This window comes from Roseateles sp. FW301-B2, from assembly GCF_058788955.1.
Map to the genome: position 1 here is coordinate 38,986 of NZ_JBYTBE010000025.1, position 24,029 is coordinate 63,014.

Below are 24,029 nucleotides of genomic sequence, written 5' to 3' on the forward strand. Positions count from 1 at the left end.
ATCATCGTCGCCATGCCCTTGACAAGCTTGCTTCATCCCCTCCGAACAGGTCTCGCGGCATGGCTGCTGGCCGGCGCCGCTGCCAGCGCCCCCGCGGCCACCGCCGCGCCCTGGCCGGCCGAGCTGGAGCCGGTGCAGCAGGCCCTCGCGCAGGCGAAACTGCCGCCCGAAAGCCTGGGCATCTGGATCCATGCGATCCGGCCGACGGGCGCGCAGTTCGAGTGGCAGGCCAGGCAGGCCATGAACCCGGCCTCGCTGGCCAAGCTGGCCACCACCTGGGCCGCGCTCGAACAGCTGGGGCCGGCCTGGACCTGGCGCACGCCGGTCTGGCTGAACGGCAGACTGCAGCCCGACAGCGGCGTGCTGGAGGGCGATCTGGTGATCAAGGGTACGGGCGATCCCAAGCTGGTGCTGGAGCGCCTCTGGTTGCTGCTGCGCCAGGTGCAGGCCCTGGGTGTGCGCGAGATCCGCGGCCATATCGTGCTGGACCGCAGCGCCTTCGCGCCTTATGCGGGCAGCCCGGCGGACTTTGACGGCGAGCCCTGGCGCCCCGGTAATGTGCAGCCCGACGCCCTGCTGCTCAACTACAAGGCCCTGACCTACAGCTTCCGGCCCGACCCGGAGCGGCGCGTCGCCTGGGTCAGCACCGATGTGCCGCCGCTGGACGGCGGCGCGGCGCTGAGCCAGCTGCCGCTCAGCGGCGGCGCCTGCGATGACTGGCGCGGCGCCCTGAAGGCGCAGTGGAGCGACAGCAAGCGGCCACGCTTTGCCGGCAGCTACCCGGCCGCCTGCGGCGAGCTGCGCTGGCCGGTGGCCGACCCCGATCCACGCACCTTCAACGCCCGCCTGCTGGCGGCGATGTGGCGCGAGCTCGGCGGCAAGCTGGGCGGCGAGGTGCTGGAGGGCAAGGCACCGGCCACGCCCCCGAGCTTCGAGTTCGCCTCGCCGCCGCTGGCCGAGGTGGTGCGCGACATCAACAAGTTCAGCGCCAATCTGATGGCCGAGCAATTGCTGCTGAGCCTGGCCAGGCCGATGGACGGCGCGCCGGTGACGCTGGAGCTGGCACGCCAGCAATTGCGCGACTGGGTGGCCCAGCGCCTGGGCGACGGCGATTTCCTGCTCAGCAATGGCTCGGGCCTGTCGCGCGATTCGCGCCTCAGCGCCGCACAGCTGGGCGGCCTGCTGCTGCAGATCTGGGCCAGCCCCAGCATGCCGGAGATGCTGGCCTCGCTGCCGCTGGCGGGCCAGGACGGCACGCTGGCGCGCGGCGATGCCAAGCGCTTTGGCGCCGCCCAGGGCCGCGCGCACCTGAAGACCGGCTCGCTGCGCGACGTGACCGCGCTGGCCGGCTATGTGCTCTCGGTCTCGGGCCAGCGCTACGCCTTCGTGGCCATCGTCAACCATGGCCGGGCGCTGGCGGCACGGCCGGCCCTGGACGCCCTGCTGCGCTGGACCGCGCAGGACATGCCGGGGGCGGCGCGCACAGCGCCGTGAGGAACCCTTAGAAGCTGTAGCCCAGCGACAGGGTGGTAACGATGGGACGGAAGTCCACGGTGGTGTTGCGCGTCACCACACCCTCGCGCGTCTGGCTCACCGCCGTCACCTCGCTCTTCACCTTGGCCATCGCCACCGTGCTGACCAGCGACCAGTTCTTGTCGAACTGCACCGTCAGGCCGACGTGGCCGGCCGCGCCCCAGGAGTCCGCCAGCTTGATGTTGGTGGCGCCGCCCGAGGCCAGATCGCCCGCGACGGTGCTGCGCGTCTTGGGGAAGCGCGTGTAGTTGATGCCCAGGCCCACGAAGGGATGCAGCTTGGGCAACAGCTCGCCGAAGTGGTAGTTCAGGAACACCGTGGGGGGCAACTGCTGCACCGCCGAGATCTGGCCGAAGGGCTTCAGCGAGCCCTCGCCATAGACCTTGTGGGTGGGCGGCAGGCCCAGCGCCAGCTCGGCGCTCCAGCTGGGCGCAAAGCGGTAGGTGTAGCCGAAGCCCAGCGTGTCCTGGTCGCCCACGCTCAGGCGCGCATCCGGCAGGGAGGCATGGGTCAGCGGCGTCGAGACGGCGCGCACATCGATATGGGCACCGCCCAGATAGACGGTGTGGGTCTGGGCCGCACAGGTGCCGGCCAGGCCCATCAGGAGGGCGCCCAGCAGGCCGGAAGAAGTCTTGTGGTTCATGTCTGTATCTCCGTGCTGCTGCGACTCACAGGCCGCTGGCCAGCACTTGTTGGAAGAAGCCGCGCGCCAGGGCGGTGCAGAACGGCGGCACCAGGCCACCGTGGTACTGGCCCTGGGCGGAGGCACCGGCCGCGGCCTTGGCCTGCTGGAAGCCGAAGTAGACCGTCTGGCCGGCCACGCCCGCGGGCAGGCTGGAGAGGTTCTCGAGGTCGTACGCGCCCATCAGCGGCGCACCGCGCGACTTCAGGTCGGCGGCGGAGACGCTGGTGTTGATGTCGAAGAACACCGTCGGATCCTGCTTGCCGCCGCACAGGGCGATCGGGCGCTTGGGCGTCCAGCCCAGCAGGGTGTTGGTCTGCAGCGCCTTGCGGAAGCCGCCCGTCGCGTAGCCGGCGCGGAAGCTGTCCTTCAACAGGCCGCCGGTGCCGAACAGCTTGGTGAAGGTCGGGTCCGCCGGCAGCTTGCCGGCGGCGATCAGCTCGCTGACCGACTTGTCGCTCGGAAACAGGCTCTCGGCGCTGGCGTCGAACGGCGCCTGGTAGGCCTCCGAGGGCGTGCTGTAGATGTTGCCGTAGGACTTTTGATAACTCGTCAGCTGCATGGGCGCGAAGATGGTCGCGCCGGCATTCGGCTGCACATTCACCACCACATCGCCGAAGCCGACGATGTTGTAGGGGCCGGACATCGGCGCCGAGGCCGTCACGGTGAACTCGGCGGCGTAGTCGCGCTCGATGATCTTGTGCACCGCCATCGCCACATGGCCGCCCTGCGAATAGCCGCTCACCAGCAGCTTGGCGGAGGGCTTGACGGCGCTTTCGGCGGCCAGGTGGGCCTTGGCGGCGCGCAGGCCATCCACCATGTCGACGCCCGAGGACTCGGCATTCAGGTAGGGGTGCCAGTTCAGGCTGGACTTGTCGTAGCCCAGGTAGTTGGGCGCCACCACGATGAAGCCCTGGGCCGCGAACATGGCCATGGCCAGCGCGGCCTCGCTGTTGTTCTTCACGTCGGCCATATTGGTGGCGTGGGCGGTGCTGGTGCCATGCGCATACAGCAGCACCGGGCGCTCGCCGCTGCAGGCCGGGTCGCTGCCGCTGGGCACCAGCACGCCCTCGGTGGCGGTGGCGGCCTGGCCGAGCGGGTCGCGCGTGAAGTAGACGATGTAGCGGATGTCGACATCGCACTTGGCCTTGCCGGACAGGGGCTGCAGGCCCTTGGCCGCGGTGCCGGCGTCGATGTCGGCGATGGTGGCCTTGCCGGCCAGCACGGCGGTGGCGATATTGCCGCGCGCCGGCGGCGGGTCGTCGCGGTTGTCGGCGGCGCCGGTGCCACCACCGCAGGCGCTCAGGGCGGCGGCGGCCAGCGCCGCCAGGCTCAATGTCTTGATGCTGCTCATTCCTACCTCGTTGCGAGTTTTATCTTTGGCCTAAAAAAGAACGGTCGTTCTTTTTTGGAGCGATGACTATATTTCTCCGCAAATAGGTCGCCACCAAGTAAAAACCCCGACACCGCGGAGCGGTGTCGGGGTTGCGCAGCGGTCCTGCGAGGCGGGTATCAGAAGGGGTTGTTGCGTGCCCGCGTCTGGGCCAGCAGGCCCAGGCGGTTCTGGCCGCCATTGCCCAGCCAGTAATCGTCGGCCCACAGCCAGGTGTCGGCGGAGGCGGTGTCCAGCAGCGTCTTGGTGGTGCAGTCGGGCAGCGCCACCTTGCAGGCACCCACGGTGATGTTGGCGTAGCCAAAGCCCTCGGGGTACTTGGCAATCGCCTGCGACATCTCGTCGCCCAGCACCAGGCCGATCATGCGGCCGTCGTTGATGACGTTGAGGCGCATCTGCGAATTGAAGGCCTGGGTCAGCGCGCTCAGCAGGGCCGCGCGGTCGGTGTCGGTCTTGGTGGCCTTTTCCTTGGCGGCATAGGGCGTCAGGCCCAGGTCCGGCAGGGTCACGACCAGCACGCGCCCGCCGGCGTTGGCGACGCGGTTGACCTGGTCGGCCAGCGCGCGGCCGCGCTCGCCGGCGCTGGCCAGCAGGGTGTCGCGGTTCTGCGCCGGGAACTGGCGGTACAGATCGATCAGATCGTTGCTGCCCACCAGGATCGCCACCAGATCCTTGCTGGTGAAGCCACCGGCCGAGAACTGCTGGTCGATCTGCGCCTTCACGCCATCGACCTTGGCGCCCGGACGCGCATACATGATGCCCTTGGGCGTGGCCACGTTGTCGGGGTTGCACTGCGGGAACACCAGGCCGAACTGGGTGGCCAGGGCCTGCACCCAGATCGGGTTGTTCTGGCACTTCAGCGCCAGGGTGGTGTCGTCCACGGCGTTCACCGCGTACTTCTTGCCTTCGGTGGTCAGGTAGCTGGCCTCGTCACCCATGGCCATGATGCGCGTGGGCGCAAAGGGCTCGATCTGGCTGCTGCCGCCACCGCAGCCCGCCAACATGGCCGCCGCAGCCGCCAGCAGCACCAGACCGGCCTGCCCCCACCCTTGCTTGAAACTCTTCTTCATGAACGCTCCGAGAGAAAACTTGACCGCCTGCCTCAGGAGGCTGAATCAGAAAAAGCGGCTGCGGCGCGGGACAAGCGGTCCCTCACGCCATCCCAGGCCGCATCGGCCGGGGGGGTTTCGATCCAAATTTCGCGTGCGCCCTGCGCGTCCAACGCGCGCAAGACTGCAAACAACTCCTGGGCCGCCGCCCTCGCATGCCTGGGCATGACGCGCTGCAGCAGGCCTTGCGGCACGGCGACCGTGCGCGAATATACCGCCAGGGCATGAGGGGTTTCTTTAGACAGGGCCGCCTGCAACTCGGCGGGCGCCAGCAGCCGCACCACCGCGCTGGGTGCGTAATGGGCCGCCAGCGTGCCGGAGGCGCGCGGTGCCGCGGCATCGCGCGGCGCCAGCGGCTCGCCCGCCACCGCGGCGATTTCGGCCTCGGTCAGCACGCCGGGGCGCAGCAGCACCGGATGGCCACGGCTGCAGTCGACGATGCTGGACTCGATGCCCACCTCGCAATCGCCACCGTCCAGCACCAGCAGGCCGGGCTCGAATTCGCTCAGCACATGCTGGGCCGAGGTGGGGCTGACGCGGCCGAAGCGGTTCGCGCTGGGCGCGGCCACGCCCAGCACGCCCAGCTTGCGCGCCTCGGCCAGCAGGGCGCGCGCCACCGGGTGGGCCGGGCAACGCAGGCCGATGCTGCCCTGCCCGCCCGCGGCGGCGGCGGCCATGCCGGCGGCGCGCGGCACGATCACCGTCAGCGGGCCGGGCCAGAAGGCCTGCATCAGGCGCCGCGCCACCGGGGGCAGGTCTTGCGCAAAGCGTTCGGCATCGGCGACGTCCAGCACGTGCACGATCAGCGGATGGTCGGCCGGCCGGCCCTTGGCCGCGAAGATCTGCGCCACCGCGGCATCGCTGTCGGCGCGCGCGCCCAGGCCGTAGACGGTCTCGGTGGGCAGTGCCACCAAGGCACCATCGGCCAGCGCCTGGGCGGCGCGGGCAATGGCGGCGGGGTCCTGGCCGTTCAGCAGCATGGCGTTTTCACCCATTCTTACCAGTCGGCCGGCAGGCCCAGCAGGGCCGCCGCCTGGCGCGCCACCGCCTCGGCCTCGGCGGCCGTGGCCGCGGTGATGTTGAGATGGCCCATCTTGCGGCCACGCCGCGCGCTGGTCTTGCCGTAGAGGTGCAGATGCGTGCCCGGCAGGGCCAGCACGGCGGCCCAGTCGGGGCTGCGCTCGGCAGCGCTGCCGGGCTCGAACCAGAGGTCGCCCAGCAGGTTCAGCATCACGGTGGGCGAATGCAGGCGTGGCGTCGGCAGCGGCAGGCCGGCGAGTGCGCGCACCTGCATCTCGAACTGCGAGACGTCGCAGGCATTCATCGTGTAATGGCCCGAGTTGTGCGGGCGCGGCGCCATCTCGTTGACCACCAGGGCGCCATCCTGCAGCACGAAGAACTCGATGCACAGCACGCCCACATAGTGCAGGCTGGCGGCAATGCGGGCCGCAGATTCGCGCGCCTGCTGTTGCAGGGCGGCGCTGGCGGCCGGCGCCGGCACCTGGGTCACCGCCAGGATGCCGTCGCGGTGCAGGTTCTGCTGCACCGGGAAGCTCACCACCTGGCCGGCGGCATTGCGCACCACCAGCACGCTGAGCTCGAGCGCCAGCGGCAGCATCTGCTCCAGCACGCAGGGCACGCGCTTCAGTTCGTCCCAGGCCTGGGCCAGCTCGGCCGCGCTGCGCACGCGCAGCTGGCCCTTGCCGTCATAGCCCATGCGGGCGGTCTTGAGGATGCCGGGCAGCAGGCTGGCCGGCACGGCCGCCAGGTCGGCGTCGCTGCGCAGCAGCGCATAGGGCGCGCAGGCCACGCCGCTGGCCTGGAAATGCGCCTTCTCGTCGGCGCGGTCCTGGCACACCGCCACGGCGGCACCGGCGGGCGCCACGAAGCGCTGCTGCGCCAGGCGCTCCAGCGCCGCGGCCGGCACGTTCTCGAATTCGGTGGTGATGGCGTCGCAATGCGCGGCCAGCCGCGCCAGGCCCGCCTCGTCGAGGTAATCGGCCTGGATATGCTCGTGCGCGACGGCGCCGGCGGGGCTCACCGCGTCCGGGTCCAGCACCACGGTGCGGTAGCCCAGGCTTTGCGCCGCCTGCACAAACATGCGACCCAGCTGGCCGCCACCCATCACGCCCAGGGTGGCCGTGCCCGGCAGCAAAGGCTTGCCGCTCATCAGATCAGGTCCTTGCTCATGGCACGCGCCACCTCGGTCTGGCGCACGCGGTAGGCGGCCAGCTTGTCGCGCAGCTGGGCATCGTCCTGGGCCAGCATGGCCAGCGCGAACAGCGCCGCATTGCCGGCGCCGGCGGTGCCGATGGCAAAGGTGGCGACCGGGATGCCCTTGGGCATCTGCACGATGGAATGCAGCGAGTCCACGCCCTGCAGATGGCGGCTGGCCACCGGCACGCCCAGCACCGGCACCAGCGTCTTGGCGGCCAGCATGCCCGGCAGATGGGCGGCGCCACCGGCGCCCGCAATGATGGCGCGCAGGCCACGGCCCTCGGCGGCTTCCGCGTAGGTAAACATGTCGTCGGGCATGCGATGCGCCGAGACCACCCGCGCCTCGAAAGCGACACCGAACTCGGAGAGAATGTCGGCGGCGTGCTTCATGGTCTCCCAGTCACTGCTGGAACCCATCACCACGCCAACCAGGGGAGAGGCGTTCTGCATAGTCTGCACGGCGCTGTCCATAGGCTGGAAAACCTTGAATTGTAGGCGGCAGCCTCCAACTGCCTCCGATTCCCTCGCAGGCCCCGAGACGACATGATCGACATCACCCTCCAGAACTTCGAACAAGACCTCTTGCAAGCCTCTGTGCAGCAGCCCGTGCTGCTGGACATCTGGGCGCCCTGGTGCGGCCCCTGCAAGAGCCTGGGCCCGGTGCTGGAAAAGCTCGAGACGGCCTATGCCGGCCGCTTCCAGTTGGCCAAGCTCAACAGCGACGAGCAGCCCGAGATCGCCAGCCAGCTGAGCCAGGCCTTCGGCGTGCGCAGCATCCCCTTCTGCGTGATGTTCGTGGGCGGCCAGCCGGTGGACGGTTTCGTGGGCGCGATCCCCGAGGCGCAGATCCGCGAGTTCCTCGACAAGCATGTGCCCAGCCCCGACGAGCTGGCGGCCGAGGAGGACGTGGCCGAGGCCGAGGCCCTGCTGGCCGAGGGCGATACCGCCTCGGCACTCGACAAGCTGGCGGCGGCGGTGGCGGCCGATCCGGCCAACGAGCAGGCCCGCTTCGATCTGGTGAAGGCCCTGCTGGAGGCCGGCCAGGTGGCGGCCGCGCGCAGCGCCTTCGAGCCGGTGGCCGCGCGCGCCGCCGACACCATCACCCCGCATGCCCGCTTCGCTGCACTGGCGATCTGGCTGACCGCCGCCGAGCGCGCGCCCGGCCTCGACGCCGGCGCGCTGCAGGCCGCGATCGCCGCCAACAAGCGCGACTTCGAGTCCCGCTACGCCCTCGCCCAGCTGCAGCTGGCGGCGCTGCGCCATACCGAGGCGATGGACGAGCTGCTCGAGATCATCATGCGCGACAAGAGCTGGAACCAGGAGGCGGCGCGCAAGGCCTATGTGGCGATCCTGGAACTGCTGACCAAGCCTGCCCCCAAGGCAGCGGCGACGGCCGGCGAACCCAAGGGCGGCGCCCTGCAGCTGGCCGGTCAGACCACCGTGGCGCCCAGCGACCCGCTGATCGACCAGTACCGCCGCAAGCTCAGCATGGCGCTGTTCTAAGACGGCGTCAGCGCGGCGGCGGCCAGCTGCTCGCGCCAGCTCTGCTGCTGGCGCGTGAAATCGGCCCACTCGCGCTCGGCGGCCGCGGCGTGGCGCTGGGCGTTGGCCTGATCGTCCAGCGCCGCATAGACCTGGGCCAGGCGGCTGTGGGTGGCGGCCCGGTCGTCCACATCGCAGCGCGGATCGAGTTCGATCTCCGCCTCGCGGGCCTGATGCAGCGCATGTTCGCGCTGGCCGCAGTTGACGCGGCACCAGGCCAGATCGGCCAGCAAGCTGCTGCCCAGGCGCTCCAGCCCGCGCGACATCGCCAGCGGCAGATGCTCCTCATAGAGCTGGCGCGCCTGCTCGTAGTCACCCTGGATGGCCAGTATCTGGGCGCGCAACACCGGCGTCAGGCCAGCCATCGCCGCCGCGCCCACGGCGGCATCGTAGTGGCGCACCGAGTCGACCCCCAGCAGCAGCTCCGGCCGCGCCTGCGCCGGGGCCGCCAACGCCAGGCGCCGCGCCTCGGCGGTGCGCATCTCGGCCATGTTGTACATCAGCGCCGACAGGGTGGCATCGTCGCCCTCGGCGGCGGCATGCGCGCGCGCCTTGGCATACCAGGGCTGGGCCAGCTCCTGCGCGCCGGCATAGTGCCAGGCCAGGCCCATGCACATGCAGGCACGGCTGCGCGCCACGCGATGCTCGGGCGCGGCCGTCTGCAGGCAGGTGCGCACATGCGCCAGCATCGCCGGCAGGTCGTGGCGCACATAGGCCAGTTGGGCCAGCCAGGCGCAGGCCAGCGCCTCGATCTCGCCGATGCCCACCGACTTGGCGATCGCATAGGCGCGCTGCACCTTGTCTTGGGTGCTGGCGCTGAAATCGGTGTAATAGCTCATCAGGCCCTCGGCCATGTGCAGCCAGGCGCCGATCTCGGGATGGGGGTGCTGGAAGGCGAGCTGATGCAGGCCGGTGAGTTCCTCGCGCGCCTCCACCAGCGCACCATGGCGCGCCAGCAGCATCGCGCGCTTGGCCTTGAAGCAGGCCGCCTGCACCGGCGAGGGCGCGGCGGCGATCTGCTGATCCAGCTGCTTGAGCAGGCGTGACTTGATCTCTTGCATGGCCTGCTCCCTGCTGGGCCTCAGCGCGTCAGGCGTTCCAGCGCTTCGCGGTACTTGGCCGCCGTCTGTTCGATCACCGCGGCGGGCAGGGCCGGCGCCGGCGCCACCTTGCCCCAGGGCTTGCCGTCCACCTGGGCCTGCTCCAGCCAGTCGCGCAGGAACTGCTTGTCGTAGCTGGGCGGGTTGCTGCCCACCGCATAGCTCTCGGCCGGCCAGTAGCGCGAGGAATCGGGCGTCAGCACCTCGTCCATCAGGGTCAGCGTGCCGTCGGCATCGAGGCCGAACTCGAACTTGGTGTCGGCAATGATGATGCCCTTGCCGAGCGCATAGTCGGCGGCGCGCTGGTAGAGCTGGATCGAGATGTCGCGCACGCGCTCGGCCAGGTCCTGGCCGATGATCTCGACGCAGCGCGCGAAATTGATGTTCTCGTCGTGGTCGCCCATCTCGGCCTTGGTGGCCGGCGTGAAGATGGGCGCGGGCAGCTTGCTGGCGTTCTGCAGGCCGGCCGGCAGCTTGACGCCGCAGACCTCACCGCTTTGCTTGTACTCGGCCCAGCCGCTGCCGGCCAGATAGCCGCGCACCACCGCCTCGATGGGCAGGGGCTTGAGGCGCTTGACCAGCATGGAGCGCTCGCGCACCTGCGCCTTGTCGGCCTCGCTCACCACCGAGAGCGGGTCCTCGCCGGTGAGGTGGTTGGGCACGATGCCCTCGAGCTGCTTGAACCAGAACAACGCCATCTGCGTCAGCAGCGCGCCCTTGCCCGGGATGGGCTCGCCCATGATGACGTCGTAGGCCGAGATGCGGTCGCTCGCCACCATCAGGATGCGGTCGCTGCCCACCGCATAGTTTTCGCGCACCTTGCCACGGGCGATGAGGGGAAGCGAGGTCAGCGAGGAGTTCAGCAAAGCAGCGGTCATGGCGGGGGTTCCAACGAAGAGGCCTGGATTTTAGGCGCGCGGCCGGCCGAGTGCCCGCCATCGAGCGGTCAAAAAAAGGGCCCGGGGGCTCGCACCCTCGGGCCACAAACGCGAATCGTCCTTCTTCTTGTGGAGTCTGTTACTGCACGACTTGAGCCAACTCGCCGCGCGCATAGGCCGCCGCGACGTCGACCAGGCTGCGTGCCTTGATCTTGCCCGCCTGGCCCTCGCAATTGAACTCCATATAGCGCTGCTTGCATACGGCCTTGGCGGCCTCGCGCGCCGGCTTGAGCCACTCGCGTGCGTCAAACTTCTCGGGATTCTCGGCCAGGAACTTGCGCACCGCGCCGGTCATCGCCAGGCGGATGTCGGTGTCGATATTGATCTTGCGCACGCCGAACTTGATCGCTTCCTGGATTTCCTCGACGGGCACGCCGTAGGTTTCCTTCATCTTGCCGCCGTACTGGTTGATGATGGCCAGCAGCTCCTGCGGCACGCTGGAGCTGCCATGCATGACCAGATGGGTGTTGGGAATGCGGGCGTGGATTTCCTTCACGCGGCTGATCGCCAGGATGTCGCCGGTGGGCTTGCGGCTGAACTTGTAGGCGCCATGGCTGGTGCCGATGGCGATGGCCAGCGCATCCAGGCCGGTTTCCTTGACGAAGAGAGCAGCCTCCTCGGGATCGGTGAGCAGGGCCGAGTGGTCCAGCACGCCCTCGGCGCCGATGCCGTCTTCCTCGCCGGCCTGGCCGGTTTCCAGCGAGCCCAGGCAGCCCAGCTCGCCCTCCACCGTGACGCCCACCTTGTGCGCCAGCGCCACCACCTGGCGGGTCACGTCGACGTTGTAGGCAAAGTCGGCCGGGGTCTTGCCGTCGGCGCGCAACGAGCCGTCCATCATCACCGAGCTGAAGCCCAGGTCGATGGCGCCCTGGCAGATCGCCGGGGTCTGGCCATGGTCCTGGTGCATCACCACCGGGATATGCGGATAGGACTCGACGGCGGCGATCACCAGATGCTTGATGAAGCTCTCGCCCGCGTACTTGCGCGCGCCGGCCGAGGCCTGCAGGATCACCGGGGCGCCCGCCTCATCGGCGGCGGCCATCACGGCCTGCACCTGCTCCAGGTTGTTGACGTTGAAGGCCGGGATGCCGTAGCCGTGTTCGGCGGCATGGTCCAGCAGCTGGCGCATGGAAACGAGAGCCATGGAAGTTCTCCGAGGAAGTGATAAATCCTGCTGGCGCAGACATGGGGCAGCGTGGCCTCGCCATGTAACCGCACCGTAACTGCTGGCGATTCTAGCGGTGCGGCCCTGCGCGGGCATGCCTGTTGCGCGGCGTCGCCCCAGTGTCCCCTCAGCCGCGGGGGCGTGCAAGCTCGCTTGCGGCGCCCACTGCCTGCCATTAGGCTGCAACTTGGCCTGTTGCCGACGCCCTTGCCTATGACCCGACTTGCCCTTGATCACCTGACGCTCTGGATCACGGCGGCCGCGCGCGAGCATGCGCTGGACCTGGCCGCCCATGTGGAAGAGCGCACCGGCGCCAGCCACCGCGCCAGCCTGGCCGCGCTGCGTCGCCTGGTCGATGCGCAATGGCTGACGCGCAGCGGCAGCAGCCGGCGCCCCGTCTACGGCCCCGGCCTGCTGCGCCAGGTGGTGCGCAGCTACACCCTGCATGGCCTGCAGGAGGATCTGCCCTGGCAGCGCGACTTTGCGCCCAACTTCGAGCTCCCCCGGCATGTGGCCCGCATGGTCCAGCATGGCTTCACCGAGCTGGTGAACAACGCCGCCGACCACAGCGGCGGCACCAGCGTCACCGTCTCGCTGCGCCAGACCCCCAGCCACGCGCAGCTGCTGGTGTCGGACGACGGTTGCGGCGTGTTCAGCAAGATCTGCGAGGCCTTCGACATCGCCGACGCCCAGCATGCCATGCTGGAGCTGAGCAAGGGCCGCCTCACCAGCCAGCCCGCCCAGCACACCGGCCGCGGCCTGTTCTTCAGCTCGCAGCTGGCCGATGTGTTCGACATCCATGCCAATGGCACGGCCTTCCAGCGCCGCGCCTGGGAGAGCACTGGCTGGCAGCCGGGCCGGCCGCTGCCGCGCCAGGGCAGCTCGATCTATATGTCGGTGGCGCTGGACACCACGCGCACGCTGGACCAGGTGATGGAGGCCTGGAGCATGGACGGCACCGGCATCGCGTTCGACCGCACCACCATCAATCTGCGCCTACTGGCCGGCCCCGGCCAGGCGCTGGACAGCCGCGCCCAGGCGCGGCGCGTGGCGGCGCGGCTGCCGCAGTTCCGCCGCGCCGAGATCAGCTTCGCCGGGGTGGAGGACGTGGGCCACGGCTTCACCGACGAGCTGTTCCGCGTCTTCGCGCGCGCCCACCAGGAGGTGGAGCTGCTGCCCACCCACATGACGCCGCGCATCGCGGCGCTGGTGAAGAGCGCGCAGAACAGCTGATTCAAAACTCGTGCGTGCCCGCGCGAGCCAACGGGCCGGCGGCAGCCTGCAGGGGAATGCCCGGCCGCGCATTCAGGGGGGAATGCCGCGGGAGCTGCGCGCAGCTTGATTCAAAATCCGCACGCGCTCGCACCACCGCTCGCGCCACAAGCAATAGCGACAAGACGGCCTCGCCGCCGCACGCCTCAGGAGGGTTCCCTTGTCAAACACACGTCGTATCGCCCGCGCCGCAGCGGCGCTCGCCCTCGCCTGCTCGCTCGGCACGGCGCATGCGGTCCTCATCGTGGACACCGGTGAACCCTATATGCCGGGAATCGGCAACGCCTTGTCAGGCTCCGGAGATGGTCGCTTCCACCAGTTTGTCGCCGGCATGTTCACGCTCAGCGATAGCTACGCCATCAGCTCGGTGGCGACCCATCTGCAGTACTACGCACCCACTTGGGCGTCCGCCGGCACGTTCAACTTCAAGCTCTACGACAACAGCTCGGGCCTGCCGGGCAACCTTCTCTATGCAAGCAGCATGCTGACGCTTGCCGCCGATGCAGCCGGGGCCTGGCATACCGCAGAGGGGCTGAACTGGGTGGTCGGCCCGGGCACCTACTGGCTTTCAATCGAAGCCGCGCAGAGCTCCATCGGAGTCATCGCCTCCGCCGCCGGCAAATCGCTGGGGAAGTTCGCCTTTGATGCCGGTTTCGATGCGCCGGGCAGCTGGGAATCGATTCCCGGCGCGACCCCATCGATACGCATCGATGCCATCGCGGCAGTGCCCGAACCGGCTACCTTCGGCATGCTGGCACTGGGTCTCGCTGCCCTGGGGCTGCGGCGTTCGCAGCATCGCCGGCAGAAGGCCTGACGCGACCGCGGGTGCCGCGCCGCCCGAGCCGGCGCGCCTAGAGCGCGCTGTCCACCAGCTCGCGTATCTGCTCGCGCGCCTTCGCCAGGGCCGCGTCGATGCGCGGCAGGTAGGCCGCCCATTCGCTGCCCTTGGCGGCGGCGATGTGGACCGGGTCGGTGACCAGTGCCTGCGGGCCCACCATCAGGGCGGCCGAATAGCCGCCGGCCTGGCGCAGGCGGCGCTCCAGCAGCCAGGCGTCGGCGCTGCGATGCGTGGTGAGCAGCACGTCACAGCGCCCTGCCATCAGCATGCGCAGGCGCGCGGCCGGATCTCCGTCCGAGTACTCGACCTGGAAGTGCCTGCCCTTGGCCGCATCCAGCGCCGCCCCATAGCTGACCGTGCGACCCATGCAGACCTTGAGTCCGCGCAAGTCCTCGGGGCCACGCAGGTTCAGGCCCAGATCGCGCCGGCTGACCGGCCAGACCCGGCTGACGAACAAGGCCTTGCTGAATTCCAGGATCTCCTCGCGCGCCGGCGTGCGCCCCAGGCCAAAGCCCAGGGCCTGGCCACGCTCGGCCATGGCGACAACGCGCCCGAAGGGCAGCGGCAGCAATCGCCAGCGCAAACCCGCGCCCTGCGCGAGCAGCTCCAGCAGCGGACCGACGAAGGCCATGTTGGCAAACTGGCCCAGCGCCAGCGGCACCTCCGGCAGCACCTGCGCGCGCACCGCGCCCGGCCATGCCAGGCCGGTGAGCAGGCAGCCGCGCCGGCTCAGCAAAGGGGCCTGGTCAGCCGACGCGGCAGACCTTGAGCATATTGGTACCGCCTGGGTAACCCATCGGTTCGCCACAGGTGATGGCATAGGTGTCTCCAGGCATCAGGACTCCCTTGTCCACCAGGATCTTCTCGGCCGCGGCCAGCGCGGTGTCGCGGTCCTCGTACTTGGGCATCAAGAGCGGGCGCACATTGCGGTAGAGCGTCATCTTGGTCTGGCTGATCGCTTGCGTGGTGAGCGCATAGATCGGCACCTGGATGCGGTGGCGGCTCATCCACAGCGCGGTGGAGCCCGACTCGGTGAGCGCCAGGATGGCCTTGCAGCCGAGGTGGTAGGCGGTGAAGAGCGCGCCCATCGCGATGCTCTGGTCGATGCGGCCGAACTGGCGGCCGGCGAAATCGGTGTCCAGGCTGACGAACTCGGCCCGCTCGGCCTCAAGCGCGATCGCGGCCATCTGCTCGATGGTCTCGACCGGGAACTTGCCGGCCGCGGTCTCGGCGCTGAGCATCACCGCATCGGTGCCGTCCAGCACCGCATTCGCCACGTCGCTGACCTCGGCGCGCGTCGGCACCGGGTTGACGATCATCGACTCCATCATCTGGGTGGCGGTGATGGCCACCTTGTCGAGTTCGCGCGCCAGCTTGATCATGCGTTTCTGCAGCGCCGGCACGGCCGCATTGCCCACCTCCACCGCCAGGTCGCCGCGCGCCACCATGATGCCGTCGCTGGCCTTGAGGATGGCTTCCAGATGCGGGATGGCCTCGCTGCGCTCGATCTTGGCGATCAGGCCGGGCTTGTGGCGATAGGGCTCGCCGGCCACATTGCAGAGCTGGCGCGCCATCTCCATGTCGGTGGCGTTCTTGGGGAAGCTCACCGCCACGTACTCGGCCTGGAAGCTCATCGCGGTCTTGATGTCTTCCATGTCCTTGGCGGTCAGCGCTGGCGCGGTGAGGCCGCCGCCCTGCTTGTTGATGCCCTTGTTGTTGGACAGCTCGCCGCCCAGCTTGACGGTGGTGTGCACCGCCGCGCCGCGCACCGCGTCCACCGTCAGCACCAGCAGGCCGTCGTTCAGCAGCAGGGTGTCGCCGGGCTTCACATCGCGCGGCAGCTCCTTGTAGTCCAGGCCCACGGCCTCGTCATTGCCGAGCTCGCTGCGGTCGGCATCGAGGACGAACTTGTTGCCGTTGATGAGCTCGATCTTGCCGTGCTCGAACTTGCCGACGCGGATCTTGGGGCCCTGCAGGTCGGCCATGATGGCCACCTGCTTGCCGGCCGCCGCCGCGGCCTCACGCACCAGGCGGGCGCGGTCGATATGGTCCTGCGCCTTGCCGTGCGAGAAGTTCAGCCGCACCACGTCGACGCCGGCCCGGATCATGCGCTCCAGCACCTCGGGGGTCGAGGAAGCGGGGCCGAGGGTGGCGACGATCTTGGTGGCTCGGGACATGGGGCACTCGCAGTAATTCAGTTACAGGCGAACGATTATGAGCCCGGATTAGAGGGCTCTATCGGTTACGCAGAGTTACGGCGACTCAGGATTTCCCGGCCAGCACATCGGCCACCGCCAGCGCCGTCATGTTGACGATGCGGCGCACCGTGGCCGAGGGCGTGAGGATGTGCACCGGCGCGGCCGCACCCAACAGCACCGGGCCCACCGTGACGCCCTGGCCGCTGGTGATCTTCAGCACATTGAAGAGGATGTTGGCGGCATCCAGCGTCGGCAGCACCAGCAGATTGGCCGAGCCGGTGAGCGTGCTGTCGGGCAGGAAGGCATGGCGCACGCTTTCCGACAGCGCGGCATCGCCGTGCATCTCGCCATCGCTTTCGATCTCCGGATGGGCGGCGGCGAACAGCTCGTGCGCGCGCCGCATCTTGAGGGCCGAGGGGCGCTTGCTGGAGCCGAACATCGAGTGCGAGACGAAGGCCAGCTTGGGCGGCAGGCCGAAGCGCTGCACCTCCTCGGCCGCCATCGCGGCGATCTCGGCGAGCTGCTCGGCGCTGGGTGCGTCGTTGACGAAGGTGTCGGTGATGAAGAGCGTGTGCTTGTCCAGCATCAGCGCATTCATGGTGGCGAAGGTCTGGGCGCCGGGCTTCAGGCCGATCAGGTCGGCCACATGCTCCAGGTGCGAATCAAAGCGGCCCACCATGCCGCAGATCATCGCGTCGGCATCGCCCAGCTTGATGGCCAGCGCACCGATGGTGGTGGCCGAGCGCCGCACCGCCGCCTTGGCCATCTCGGGCGTGAAGCCGCGCCGGCCCATCGCCTTGTGGTAGGTCTCCCAGTACTGGCGGAAGCGCGCGTCGTTGTCGGGGTCGATGACCTGCACGTCCTCGCCCAGCTTGAGGCGCAGGCCGGCGCGCTGGATGCGCATCGCGATCACCTCGGGGCGGCCGATCAGGGTGGGCTTGGCGAGGCCCTCGTCCAGCACCACCTGCACCGCGCGCAGCACGCGCTCATCCTCACCCTCGGCGTAGATCACGCGTGCCGGGTTGGCCTTGGCGGCGGAGAACACCGGGCGCATGAACATGCCGGTCTGGTAGACAAAGCGCTCCAGCGACTGGCGATAGGCGGCCAGGTCCTTGATCGGACGCTCGGCCACACCCGACTCCTCGGCGGCCCTGGCCACCGCCGGTGCGATGCGCAGGATCAGGCGCGCATCGAAGGGCTTGGGGATCAGGTAGTCGGGGCCGAAGCTGAGCTCCTGGCCCACATAGGCGGCGGCCACCTCGTCGCTGGTTTCGGCCTTGGCCAGGGCGGCGATCTCGCGCACGCAGGCCAGCTTCATGGCCTCGGTGATCTTGGTGGCGCCGCAGTCCAGCGCGCCACGGAAGATATAGGGGAAGCAGAGCACGTTGTTGACCTGGTTCGGATAGTCCGAACGGCCGGTGGCGATGATGCAATCGGGCCGCACTTCCTTGGCCAGCTCGGGGCGGATCTCGGGCTCGGGATTGGCCAGCGCCAGGATGATGGGCTGAGCGGCCATGGTCTTGACCATCGCCTGCGTCAGCACGCCGGCGGCCGAGCAACCCAGGAAGACATCGGCGCCCTCCACCACATCGCCCAGCGTGCGCGCGCCCGTGACCTGGCAATAACGCTGCTTGGACTCGTCCAGCTTGCCGGCCTTGGCGTCCTCGCGCTCGCTCTGGATCACGCCCTTGGAGTCGCACACGAACACATTGGCGCGCTGCACGCCCAGGCCCACCATCACGTCCAGGCAGGCGATCGCCGCTGCGCCCGCGCCCGACACCGCCACCTTGACCTTGGCGATGTCCTTGCCCACCAGTTCCAGGCCGTTCAGCAGCGCGGCGCTGGAGATGATGGCGGTGCCATGCTGATCGTCGTGGAAGACCGGGATGTTCATGCGCTCGCGCAGCTTCTTCTCGATGTAGAAGCACTCGGGCGCCTTGATGTCCTCGAGGTTGATGCCGCCCAGGGTGGGCTCCATCGCCGCGATCATGTCCACCAGCTTGTCGGGGTCGCGCTCGGCCAGTTCGATGTCGAACACATCGATGCCGGCGAACTTCTTGAACAGGCAGCCCTTGCCCTCCATCACCGGCTTGCCGGCCAGCGGGCCGATGTCGCCCAGGCCCAGCACCGCCGTGCCGTTGGTGATCACGCCCACCAGGTTGGCGCGCGAGGTGTACTCGGCCGCCAGCGACGGATCTTCCTCGATCGCCAGGCAGGCATAGGCCACGCCGGGCGAGTAGGCCAGCGAGAGGTCGCGCTGGTTGGAGAGCGCCTTGGTCGGCGTGACGGCGATCTTGCCGCGTGTGGGGCTGCGGTGGTACTCGAGTGCAGCTTCACGCAGCGCGCTTTCGGCCGGCGACAAAGGCTTGTTGCTCATCCAGGTCTCCTGATCGTCGTTCTAGGGCAGGTGAGCTTACTCCCGCGATTGCTGCATGGCGATGCCGACTCCTTTGCCTGGCATGCAAAGATGGCAAGCCAGGGTTCGGACTAGGGCAACACTTGCTTGATCTGCAATTCCACCGCCGCACCGCCCACCTTCAGCGCCGGCGACAGCGCCTGCATGTCCCCCGGCTGCGGCATCGCATTGCCGCTCTTGCTGATGCGCGCACCCACCACCACCTGCTCGACGCTGGAAAGCTTGAGCGCGGGATTCATCGCCATCGAGTCGTCCAGCGTGAGCTCGAGCGGCAGGTCCTTGACCTGGCGGCGCTGGATCGCCAGCGGCGCCTTGGGCCCTTGCGAGGCGCGCGCGAACACGAACAAGGTGTCGTCGGGCGCGGCCTTGGCGGCGAGCTCGGGCGCCAGGCTCACGCGCACGCGCAGGGCGGCGCCCACCGCGGCCGGTTGCGCCGGCACCGCCGCCTCGGCGCGCGCCTGGGCGGGGGCCTCGGGCAGCTTGGCCGGCAGGCCGGCGCGCTGGCGCGCATCGGCCAGCGCGCCCTGCAGCTGCTGCGCCAGCTCGCTGCCGGGCTCGATGCGCTGGAGCGCGCGCTCCCAATGGCGCGCCGCGGTGGCCGCGTCGCCGCGGTCAAAGGCCAGCGTGCCGGCCAGCGAGAGGGCCTTGGCATTGTCGGGATCCAGCTCCAGCGCACGCTTGAGCAGGCGCTCGGGTTCGCCATCGAGCTTGCGGCCATTCGCCATCGCCAGCGCGTCGGCGTAGTCGGCATGCACCTGGGCATCGTCGGGGCGCAGCTTGACGACGCGCTGATAGGCCGTCACCGCCTTGTCGAACTGGCCCAGCACCGCATAGGAGCGGCTCAGCATGGTCCAGCCCTCGGCATCGTCGGGCCGGCTCTTGAGGCGCTCGGCCAGGCGTTCCGCCATGGCCTCGAACTGCTTGGCCTCCATCGCGTGGGCGGCGCCATCGGCGGGCGCTTCCGCCTGCACCGGCCGGGCACCCGGCGTCTGCGACCAGCCGGCCGGATTGCCCAGCCAGGCATAGCCCGCAACGGTGAGGGCGAGGGCGAACAGGCCCAGGCCCGCCAGCAGGCGCGGCGAGGGTCGCGTCGGCCCACCCGCGGCGGCCGGCGCCTGCTGGGCGGCACGCAGCTGCGCCTCCAGCTGGCTGCGCGCCTGGCGCGCCTCCTTGCCCTTGAGCACGCCGCCGGCAATCAACGCATCCAGCTGGGTCAGCCGGGTCTTGAGTTCGTCATGAGAGGTCATCGGGCGGCGTCTTCGTCAGGGGTGTCGGGATCGAAGGCCTCGGGGGCCATGGCCTGGCGGCGCCGCAGCACCCGCCACAGCGTGCCCAGGGCGAGCAGCAGCAGCAGGCCCGGGCCCACCCACAGCAGCAGCGTGCTGGCCTTGAACGGCGGGCGGTAGAGCACGAAATCGCCGTAGCGCTCGGTCATGTAATCGAGGATCTGGCGCTCGCTCATGCCCTTGGCCAACATCTCGCGGATCTGCTGGCGCAGGTCCTCGGCCAGGCCGGCATGCGAATCGGCGATGGTCTGGTTCTGGCACACCAGGCAGCGCAGCTCGGCGGCCAGCACCATCATGCGCGCCTCGATCTCGGGGTTGGCGGCCACCACCGGGGCCTCGGTGGCCCGGGCGGCGGCCAGGCTCAGGCCCAGCAGCAAGGCCAGCAGGGCATGCAGGATTCCGCGCTCAAGCATTGGCATCGAGTTTCCTCAGCAACGGTTCGATCTTGTCGCGCAGCACCTCGGGCGTGACCGGCCCGATGTGCTTGTAGCGGATCAGCCCGGCCTTATCGATCACAAAGGTCTCGGGCACGCCGTAGACGCCGTAGTCGATGCCGATGCGGCCCTCGGGGTCGAACAGCGTGTCGGTATAGGGGTTGCCGAAGCGGCCCAGCCAGCCGAGGCCGTCCTCGCGCTTGTCCTTGTAGTTGAGGCCGTAGATGGGCGCCACGCCGCGGCGCGAGAAGTCCACCAGCAGCGCATGCTCGTCGCGGCAGGCCGCGCACCAGGAGGCCCAGACATTCAGCACCCAGACCTTGCCCAGCAGGTCCTCGCGCTTGATGGTCGCCTCGGGCCGCGCCAGCGTGCTGGCCTGGAAGGCCGGCGCCGGCTTGTCGATCAGGGGCGACGGCACCTCGCGCGGATTGAGGCGCAGGCCCAGGGCCAGGAACAGGGCCAGCAGCAGAAAGGCACCCAGCGGCAGCAGGAAGCGGTTCATCGCGTGCCCTCCCCCGCCATGCCCGCGGGCAACTCCGCACTGCGCGTCTGGCGGCTGCGGTAGCGCCGGTCGCTGGTGGCCAGCAGGCCGCCACCCATCATCACCAGGCAGCCCAGCCAGATCCAGTTGATGAAGGGCTTGTGCTGCACGCGCACGATCCAGTCGCCGTTGTCGAGGCGCTCGCCCATCGAGATGTAGAGGTCACGCAGCAGATTGCTGTCCACCGCCGCCTCGGTCATGGGGTTGCTCTGCACCTTGTAGATGCGTTTCTCGGGGCGCAGGGTGGCGAGCAGTTGGCCGTCGCGGCTGACCTCGATGAGCGCCTGCGCCGCCACATAGTTGGGGCCCTGCACATCGCTCACCGACACCATGCGGAAGCGGTAGCCCGCCACCTCGGTGCTGGCGTCGGCCGTCATCTTCACGTCGCGCTCGGTCTCGTAGGTCTTGACCATGGCCACGCCGAAGGCGAACAGCGCCACGCCCAGGTGCGCGATCCACATGCCCACCATGGCGCGTGGCAGCAGGCGCATGCGCCCGACCACGCCGCCGCTCATGCCACCGCGTGGGCGCAGGCGTTCCAGCAGATCCACCCCCATCGAGGCGATGATCCAGTAGGCCAGCGCCAGCGCGCCGGTGGTGGCGGGCGCGATGCGGCCGGCCGCCCAGCTCGTCAGCAACGCCGCGCCAATCGCGAGCACCAGGGCCCAGCGCAGCCGCCGCGCCAGCCCGGACAGATCGTCTTCCTTCCAGCGCATCAGCGGCCCGATGCCCATCAGCATCAGCAGGGGCGCCATGATGAGGGTGAACACGGTGTCGAAGTACGGCGGCCCCACCGAGATCTTGCCCATGCCCATGGCATCAAGGAAGAGCGGATAGAGCGTGCCCAGCAGCACCGCGCCGCAGGCCACCGCCAGCAGCATGTTGTTGACCAGCAGCGAGGTCTCCTTGGAGAGCAGGCCGAAGCGCTGGCCCAGGCCCACGCTGGGCGCGCGCCAGGAGAACAGCAGCAGCGAGGCGCCGATCACCAGCACCAGGAAGATCAGGATGAAGAGGCCGCGGCGGGGGTCGGTGGCAAAGGCATGCACCGAGGACAGCACGCCCGAGCGCACCAGGAAGGTCCCCAGCAGCGAGAGCGAGAAGGCCATGATGGCCAGCAGCACGGTCCAGACCTTGAAGCTGCCGCGCTTCTCGGTGACGGCGAGCGAATGGATCAGCGCCGTGCCCACCAGCCAGGGCATGAAGGAGGCGTTCTCGACCGGGTCCCAGAACCACCAGCCGCCCCAGCCCAGCTCGTTGTAGGCCCACCAGCTGCCCAGGCCGATGCCGAAGGTCAGGAAGATCCAGGCCGCGGTGGTCCAGGGCCGCGTCCAGCGCGCCCAGGTGGCGTCGAGGTTGCCGCCGATCAGCGCCGCGATGGCAAAGGCATAGGCCACCGAGAAACCGACATAACCCATGTAAAGCATGGGCGGATGCGCCACCATGCCGGGGTCCTGCAGCAGCGGATTCAGGTCGCGCCCGTCGGCAGCGGCGGGCAGCAGGCGATCGAAGGGGTTCGAGGTCACCAGCATGAAGAGCAGAAAGCCCGCGGCCACCAGGCCCAGCACCGCCAGGATGCGCGCCACGAAGACATTCGGCAGGCTGCGGCTGAAACGCGCCACCGCCACGGTCCAGACGTTCAGCATCAGCACCCACAGCAGCAGCGAGCCCTCATGGCCGCCCCACACCGCGGCGATGCGGTAGGGCAGCGGCAGCAGCGAGTTGGAGTTGGAGGCGACGTAGAGCACCGAGAAGTCGTGGCGCACAAAGGCCGAGGTCAGGCAGGCGAAGGCGGCCAGCACCAGCAGGCATTGCAGATAGGCGCTGGGGCGCGCTAGCGCCATCCAGTCGGCGCGGCCGCGCTGGGCGCCGGCCAGCGGCAGCACACCCTGGATCAGGGCCACGGCCAGCGCCAGCAGCAACAAAACTTGTCCGAGTTCGGGGATCATTTCTGGACTCCGTTGGCAGGCGCGGGGGTGGGCGCGGGGCTGAGCGTGCCCTGCATCTTGGCGCGCATCTTGTCGGCGCGCTGCAGGGCGTCGGCGGCTTCCGGCGGCATGTAGTTCTCGTCATGCTTGGCCAGCACCTCGCGCGCGGCGAAATGGCCATCGGCGCCCAGCTGGCCCTGGGCCACCACGCCCTTGCCCTCCTTGAACAGATCGGGCAGCACGCCCTCGTAGCTGACCGGCACGCTCTTCACCGTGTCGGTGACGACGAAGCGCACCGTCACGCCCTCGCGCACCACGCTGCCCGGCTGCACCAGGCCGCCGACGCGGAAGGTGCGCCCCACCGGGGCTTCCTTGGCCTCGATCTGGGTGGGCGTGTAGAAGAACACCAGATTGCTGTTGAAGGCATTCAGCACCAGGGCGGCGGCGAGGCCGACGATGGACAGCACGCCCAGGACCAGGGCGGCGCGTTTGTGACGGGGCTTCATCGGTAGGTCTCCGGATCTTCAGCAGCGAGCTGCCGCGCGGCAGCAAAGGCCTGGCGCTGGCGGCGCCGCACGGCCAGGGCCTCGACCAGCATCACCGCCAGCGTGAGGCCGTAGGAACCCCACACATAGAGGCCATAGCCCCCCATGTGCAGGAAATTGTCGAGCGACTGCCAGTTCATGCCTGCTCCCGCGAATGTGTCAGGGCGCGCACCCATTCGGTCTCGCCCTCCTGCTCCAGCACGATGGCGCGCGCCCGCGTGAACACCACCGCGAAGCTGTAGGCCCAGAAGCTCAGCGTCATCAGCAGCATGGCGGTCAGCATGGTGCTCACCATCTTGGGCGCGGCCGTCATGCTGATGGTGGAGCCCTGGTGCAAGGTATTCCACCAGCGCACCGAGAAATAGATGATGGGGATGTTGACCGCGCCGACCAGGGCCAGCAGCGCACCCGCATTGGCGGCGCGGCGCGGATCGTCGATCGCCTCGGTGAGGGCGATATAGCCCAGGTACATCAGCAGCAGGATGAACTCCGAGGTCAGGCGCGCATCCCACACCCACCAGGTGCCCCAGGTGGGCTTGCCCCACAGCGCGCCGGTCCACAGCGCGATGAAGGTGAACAGCGCGCCGGTGGGCGCCAGCGCACGCGCATACATCGAGGCCATGCGGGCATTGAGCATCCAGCCCCAGGCGGCCCAGAAGGCCATCACCATGTAGATCAGCATGGACATCCAGGCCGCGGGCACGTGGATGAAGATGATGCGATAGGCCTCGCCCTGCTGGAAATCGGTGGGCGCCATCGCAAAGCCGACATACAGGCCGGCCAGGCCGAACAGCAGGGCCGAGGCCCAGAACCAGGGCAGCAGGCCGCCGGCCAGGCCGTAGAAGCGCGAGGGGGCGGCAAAGGTGTTGAAGCGCAAGATCATGGCGTGAATGAT

General features: G+C 69.2%; 23 protein-coding genes. 4 read left to right on the plus strand and 19 right to left on the minus strand.

The genetic code is table 11. From position 1 onward, the window contains the following. Window positions 1-12: 12 nt before the first annotated feature. Complete coding sequence (gene dacB, locus AC3WQY_RS16995; protein WP_492709741.1) at window positions 13-1,494, plus strand: D-alanyl-D-alanine carboxypeptidase/D-alanyl-D-alanine endopeptidase; 1,482 nt, start codon at window positions 13-15, stop codon at window positions 1,492-1,494. Window positions 1,495-1,501: 7 nt separating this feature from the next. On the opposite strand, the gene AC3WQY_RS17000 is transcribed toward dacB, so the two are convergent. The 6 genes from AC3WQY_RS17000 to purE all read right to left on the minus strand — a co-directional run bounded on the left by AC3WQY_RS17000 (window position 1,502) and on the right by purE (window position 7,384). Then, a complete protein-coding gene (locus tag AC3WQY_RS17000) occupies window positions 1,502-2,176 on the minus strand; it encodes an OmpW/AlkL family protein (protein WP_492709742.1) in 675 nt (224 codons plus the stop codon). A gap of 25 nt (window positions 2,177-2,201) precedes the next feature. After that, complete coding sequence (locus AC3WQY_RS17005) at window positions 2,202-3,569, minus strand: alpha/beta hydrolase family protein (RefSeq protein WP_492709743.1); 1,368 nt, start codon at window positions 3,567-3,569, stop codon at window positions 2,202-2,204. Between the two features lie 158 nt (window positions 3,570-3,727). Further along, on the minus strand, window positions 3,728-4,678 hold the full coding sequence (locus tag AC3WQY_RS17010; RefSeq protein ID WP_492709744.1) for an SGNH/GDSL hydrolase family protein: 951 nt from the start codon (window positions 4,676-4,678) through the stop codon (window positions 3,728-3,730). A gap of 32 nt (window positions 4,679-4,710) precedes the next feature. Beyond that, window positions 4,711-5,712, minus strand: a complete 1,002-nt coding sequence (locus AC3WQY_RS17015; RefSeq protein WP_492709745.1) for an L-threonylcarbamoyladenylate synthase — start codon at window positions 5,710-5,712, stop codon at window positions 4,711-4,713. A 2-nt stretch (window positions 5,713-5,714) separates the two neighbouring features. Continuing rightward, window positions 5,715-6,887, minus strand: a complete 1,173-nt coding sequence (locus AC3WQY_RS17020) for a 5-(carboxyamino)imidazole ribonucleotide synthase (RefSeq protein ID WP_492709746.1) — start codon at window positions 6,885-6,887, stop codon at window positions 5,715-5,717. Further along, window positions 6,887-7,384, minus strand: coding sequence for a 5-(carboxyamino)imidazole ribonucleotide mutase (gene purE, locus AC3WQY_RS17025; protein WP_492709772.1), 498 nt, complete (start codon window positions 7,382-7,384; stop codon window positions 6,887-6,889). Before purE ends, AC3WQY_RS17020 begins: the two co-directional genes overlap by 1 nt. Window positions 7,385-7,477: 93 nt before the next feature. Between purE and AC3WQY_RS17030 the strand changes: the two genes are divergently transcribed. Further along, entirely contained in the window at window positions 7,478-8,437 is a 960-nt protein-coding gene (locus AC3WQY_RS17030; protein WP_492709747.1) for a tetratricopeptide repeat protein, read from the plus strand. Here AC3WQY_RS17030 and AC3WQY_RS17035 read toward each other — a convergent pair. The 3 genes from AC3WQY_RS17035 to fba all read right to left on the minus strand — a co-directional run bounded on the left by AC3WQY_RS17035 (window position 8,434) and on the right by fba (window position 11,658). Next, the gene (locus tag AC3WQY_RS17035; protein ID WP_492709748.1) at window positions 8,434-9,537 is read right to left on the minus strand and encodes a hypothetical protein; all 1,104 of its coding nucleotides are present in this window, start codon (window positions 9,535-9,537) and stop codon (window positions 8,434-8,436) included. The two genes, AC3WQY_RS17030 and AC3WQY_RS17035, sit on opposite strands and share 4 nt — an antisense overlap. A gap of 20 nt (window positions 9,538-9,557) precedes the next feature. After that, window positions 9,558-10,454, minus strand: coding sequence for a phosphoribosylaminoimidazolesuccinocarboxamide synthase (locus tag AC3WQY_RS17040; protein WP_492709749.1), 897 nt, complete (start codon window positions 10,452-10,454; stop codon window positions 9,558-9,560). A 139-nt stretch (window positions 10,455-10,593) separates the two neighbouring features. Continuing rightward, complete coding sequence (fba, locus tag AC3WQY_RS17045) at window positions 10,594-11,658, minus strand: class II fructose-bisphosphate aldolase (protein ID WP_285235180.1); 1,065 nt, start codon at window positions 11,656-11,658, stop codon at window positions 10,594-10,596. Between the two features lie 234 nt (window positions 11,659-11,892). On the opposite strand from fba, the gene AC3WQY_RS17050 reads away from it, so the two are divergent. Beyond that, a complete protein-coding gene (locus tag AC3WQY_RS17050; RefSeq protein WP_492709750.1) occupies window positions 11,893-12,912 on the plus strand; it encodes an ATP-binding protein in 1,020 nt (339 codons plus the stop codon). 199 nt (window positions 12,913-13,111) lie between these two features. Next, window positions 13,112-13,765, plus strand: a complete 654-nt coding sequence (locus tag AC3WQY_RS17055; RefSeq protein WP_492709751.1) for a PEP-CTERM sorting domain-containing protein — start codon at window positions 13,112-13,114, stop codon at window positions 13,763-13,765. A gap of 37 nt (window positions 13,766-13,802) precedes the next feature. On the opposite strand, the gene AC3WQY_RS17060 is transcribed toward AC3WQY_RS17055, so the two are convergent. From AC3WQY_RS17060 to ccmC, 10 genes are all read right to left on the minus strand, one after another. Further along, window positions 13,803-14,525 carry a substrate-binding periplasmic protein gene (locus tag AC3WQY_RS17060; protein WP_492709752.1) on the minus strand — a complete coding sequence of 241 codons (723 nt, stop codon included), beginning with the start codon at window positions 14,523-14,525 and terminating at the stop codon, window positions 13,803-13,805. Between the two features lie 10 nt (window positions 14,526-14,535). Then, the gene (pyk, locus tag AC3WQY_RS17065) at window positions 14,536-15,966 is read right to left on the minus strand and encodes a pyruvate kinase (protein ID WP_285235177.1); all 1,431 of its coding nucleotides are present in this window, start codon (window positions 15,964-15,966) and stop codon (window positions 14,536-14,538) included. A gap of 85 nt (window positions 15,967-16,051) precedes the next feature. Next, complete coding sequence (locus tag AC3WQY_RS17070; protein ID WP_492709753.1) at window positions 16,052-18,364, minus strand: NADP-dependent malic enzyme; 2,313 nt, start codon at window positions 18,362-18,364, stop codon at window positions 16,052-16,054. Between the two features lie 110 nt (window positions 18,365-18,474). Further along, window positions 18,475-19,650: a tetratricopeptide repeat protein gene (locus AC3WQY_RS17075; protein WP_492709754.1), complete on the minus strand. Its 1,176-nt coding sequence runs from the start codon at window positions 19,648-19,650 to the stop codon at window positions 18,475-18,477. After that, window positions 19,647-20,108, minus strand: a complete 462-nt coding sequence (locus AC3WQY_RS17080; protein WP_342399179.1) for a cytochrome c-type biogenesis protein — start codon at window positions 20,106-20,108, stop codon at window positions 19,647-19,649. Before AC3WQY_RS17080 ends, AC3WQY_RS17075 begins: the two co-directional genes overlap by 4 nt. Beyond that, window positions 20,095-20,625, minus strand: coding sequence for a DsbE family thiol:disulfide interchange protein (locus AC3WQY_RS17085; protein WP_285235174.1), 531 nt, complete (start codon window positions 20,623-20,625; stop codon window positions 20,095-20,097). The genes AC3WQY_RS17080 and AC3WQY_RS17085 overlap by 14 nt, the downstream gene beginning before the upstream one ends. After that, window positions 20,622-22,610, minus strand: coding sequence for a heme lyase CcmF/NrfE family subunit (locus tag AC3WQY_RS17090; RefSeq protein ID WP_492709755.1), 1,989 nt, complete (start codon window positions 22,608-22,610; stop codon window positions 20,622-20,624). The genes AC3WQY_RS17085 and AC3WQY_RS17090 overlap by 4 nt, the downstream gene beginning before the upstream one ends. Beyond that, on the minus strand, window positions 22,607-23,095 hold the full coding sequence (ccmE, locus tag AC3WQY_RS17095) for a cytochrome c maturation protein CcmE (protein WP_492709756.1): 489 nt from the start codon (window positions 23,093-23,095) through the stop codon (window positions 22,607-22,609). Before ccmE ends, AC3WQY_RS17090 begins: the two co-directional genes overlap by 4 nt. Next, window positions 23,092-23,274 carry a heme exporter protein CcmD gene (gene ccmD, locus AC3WQY_RS17100; protein ID WP_285235171.1) on the minus strand — a complete coding sequence of 61 codons (183 nt, stop codon included), beginning with the start codon at window positions 23,272-23,274 and terminating at the stop codon, window positions 23,092-23,094. The genes ccmE and ccmD overlap by 4 nt, the downstream gene beginning before the upstream one ends. Further along, window positions 23,271-24,017, minus strand: a complete 747-nt coding sequence (gene ccmC / locus AC3WQY_RS17105; RefSeq protein ID WP_285235170.1) for a heme ABC transporter permease CcmC — start codon at window positions 24,015-24,017, stop codon at window positions 23,271-23,273. The genes ccmD and ccmC overlap by 4 nt, the downstream gene beginning before the upstream one ends. Window positions 24,018-24,029 lie beyond the last annotated feature (12 nt).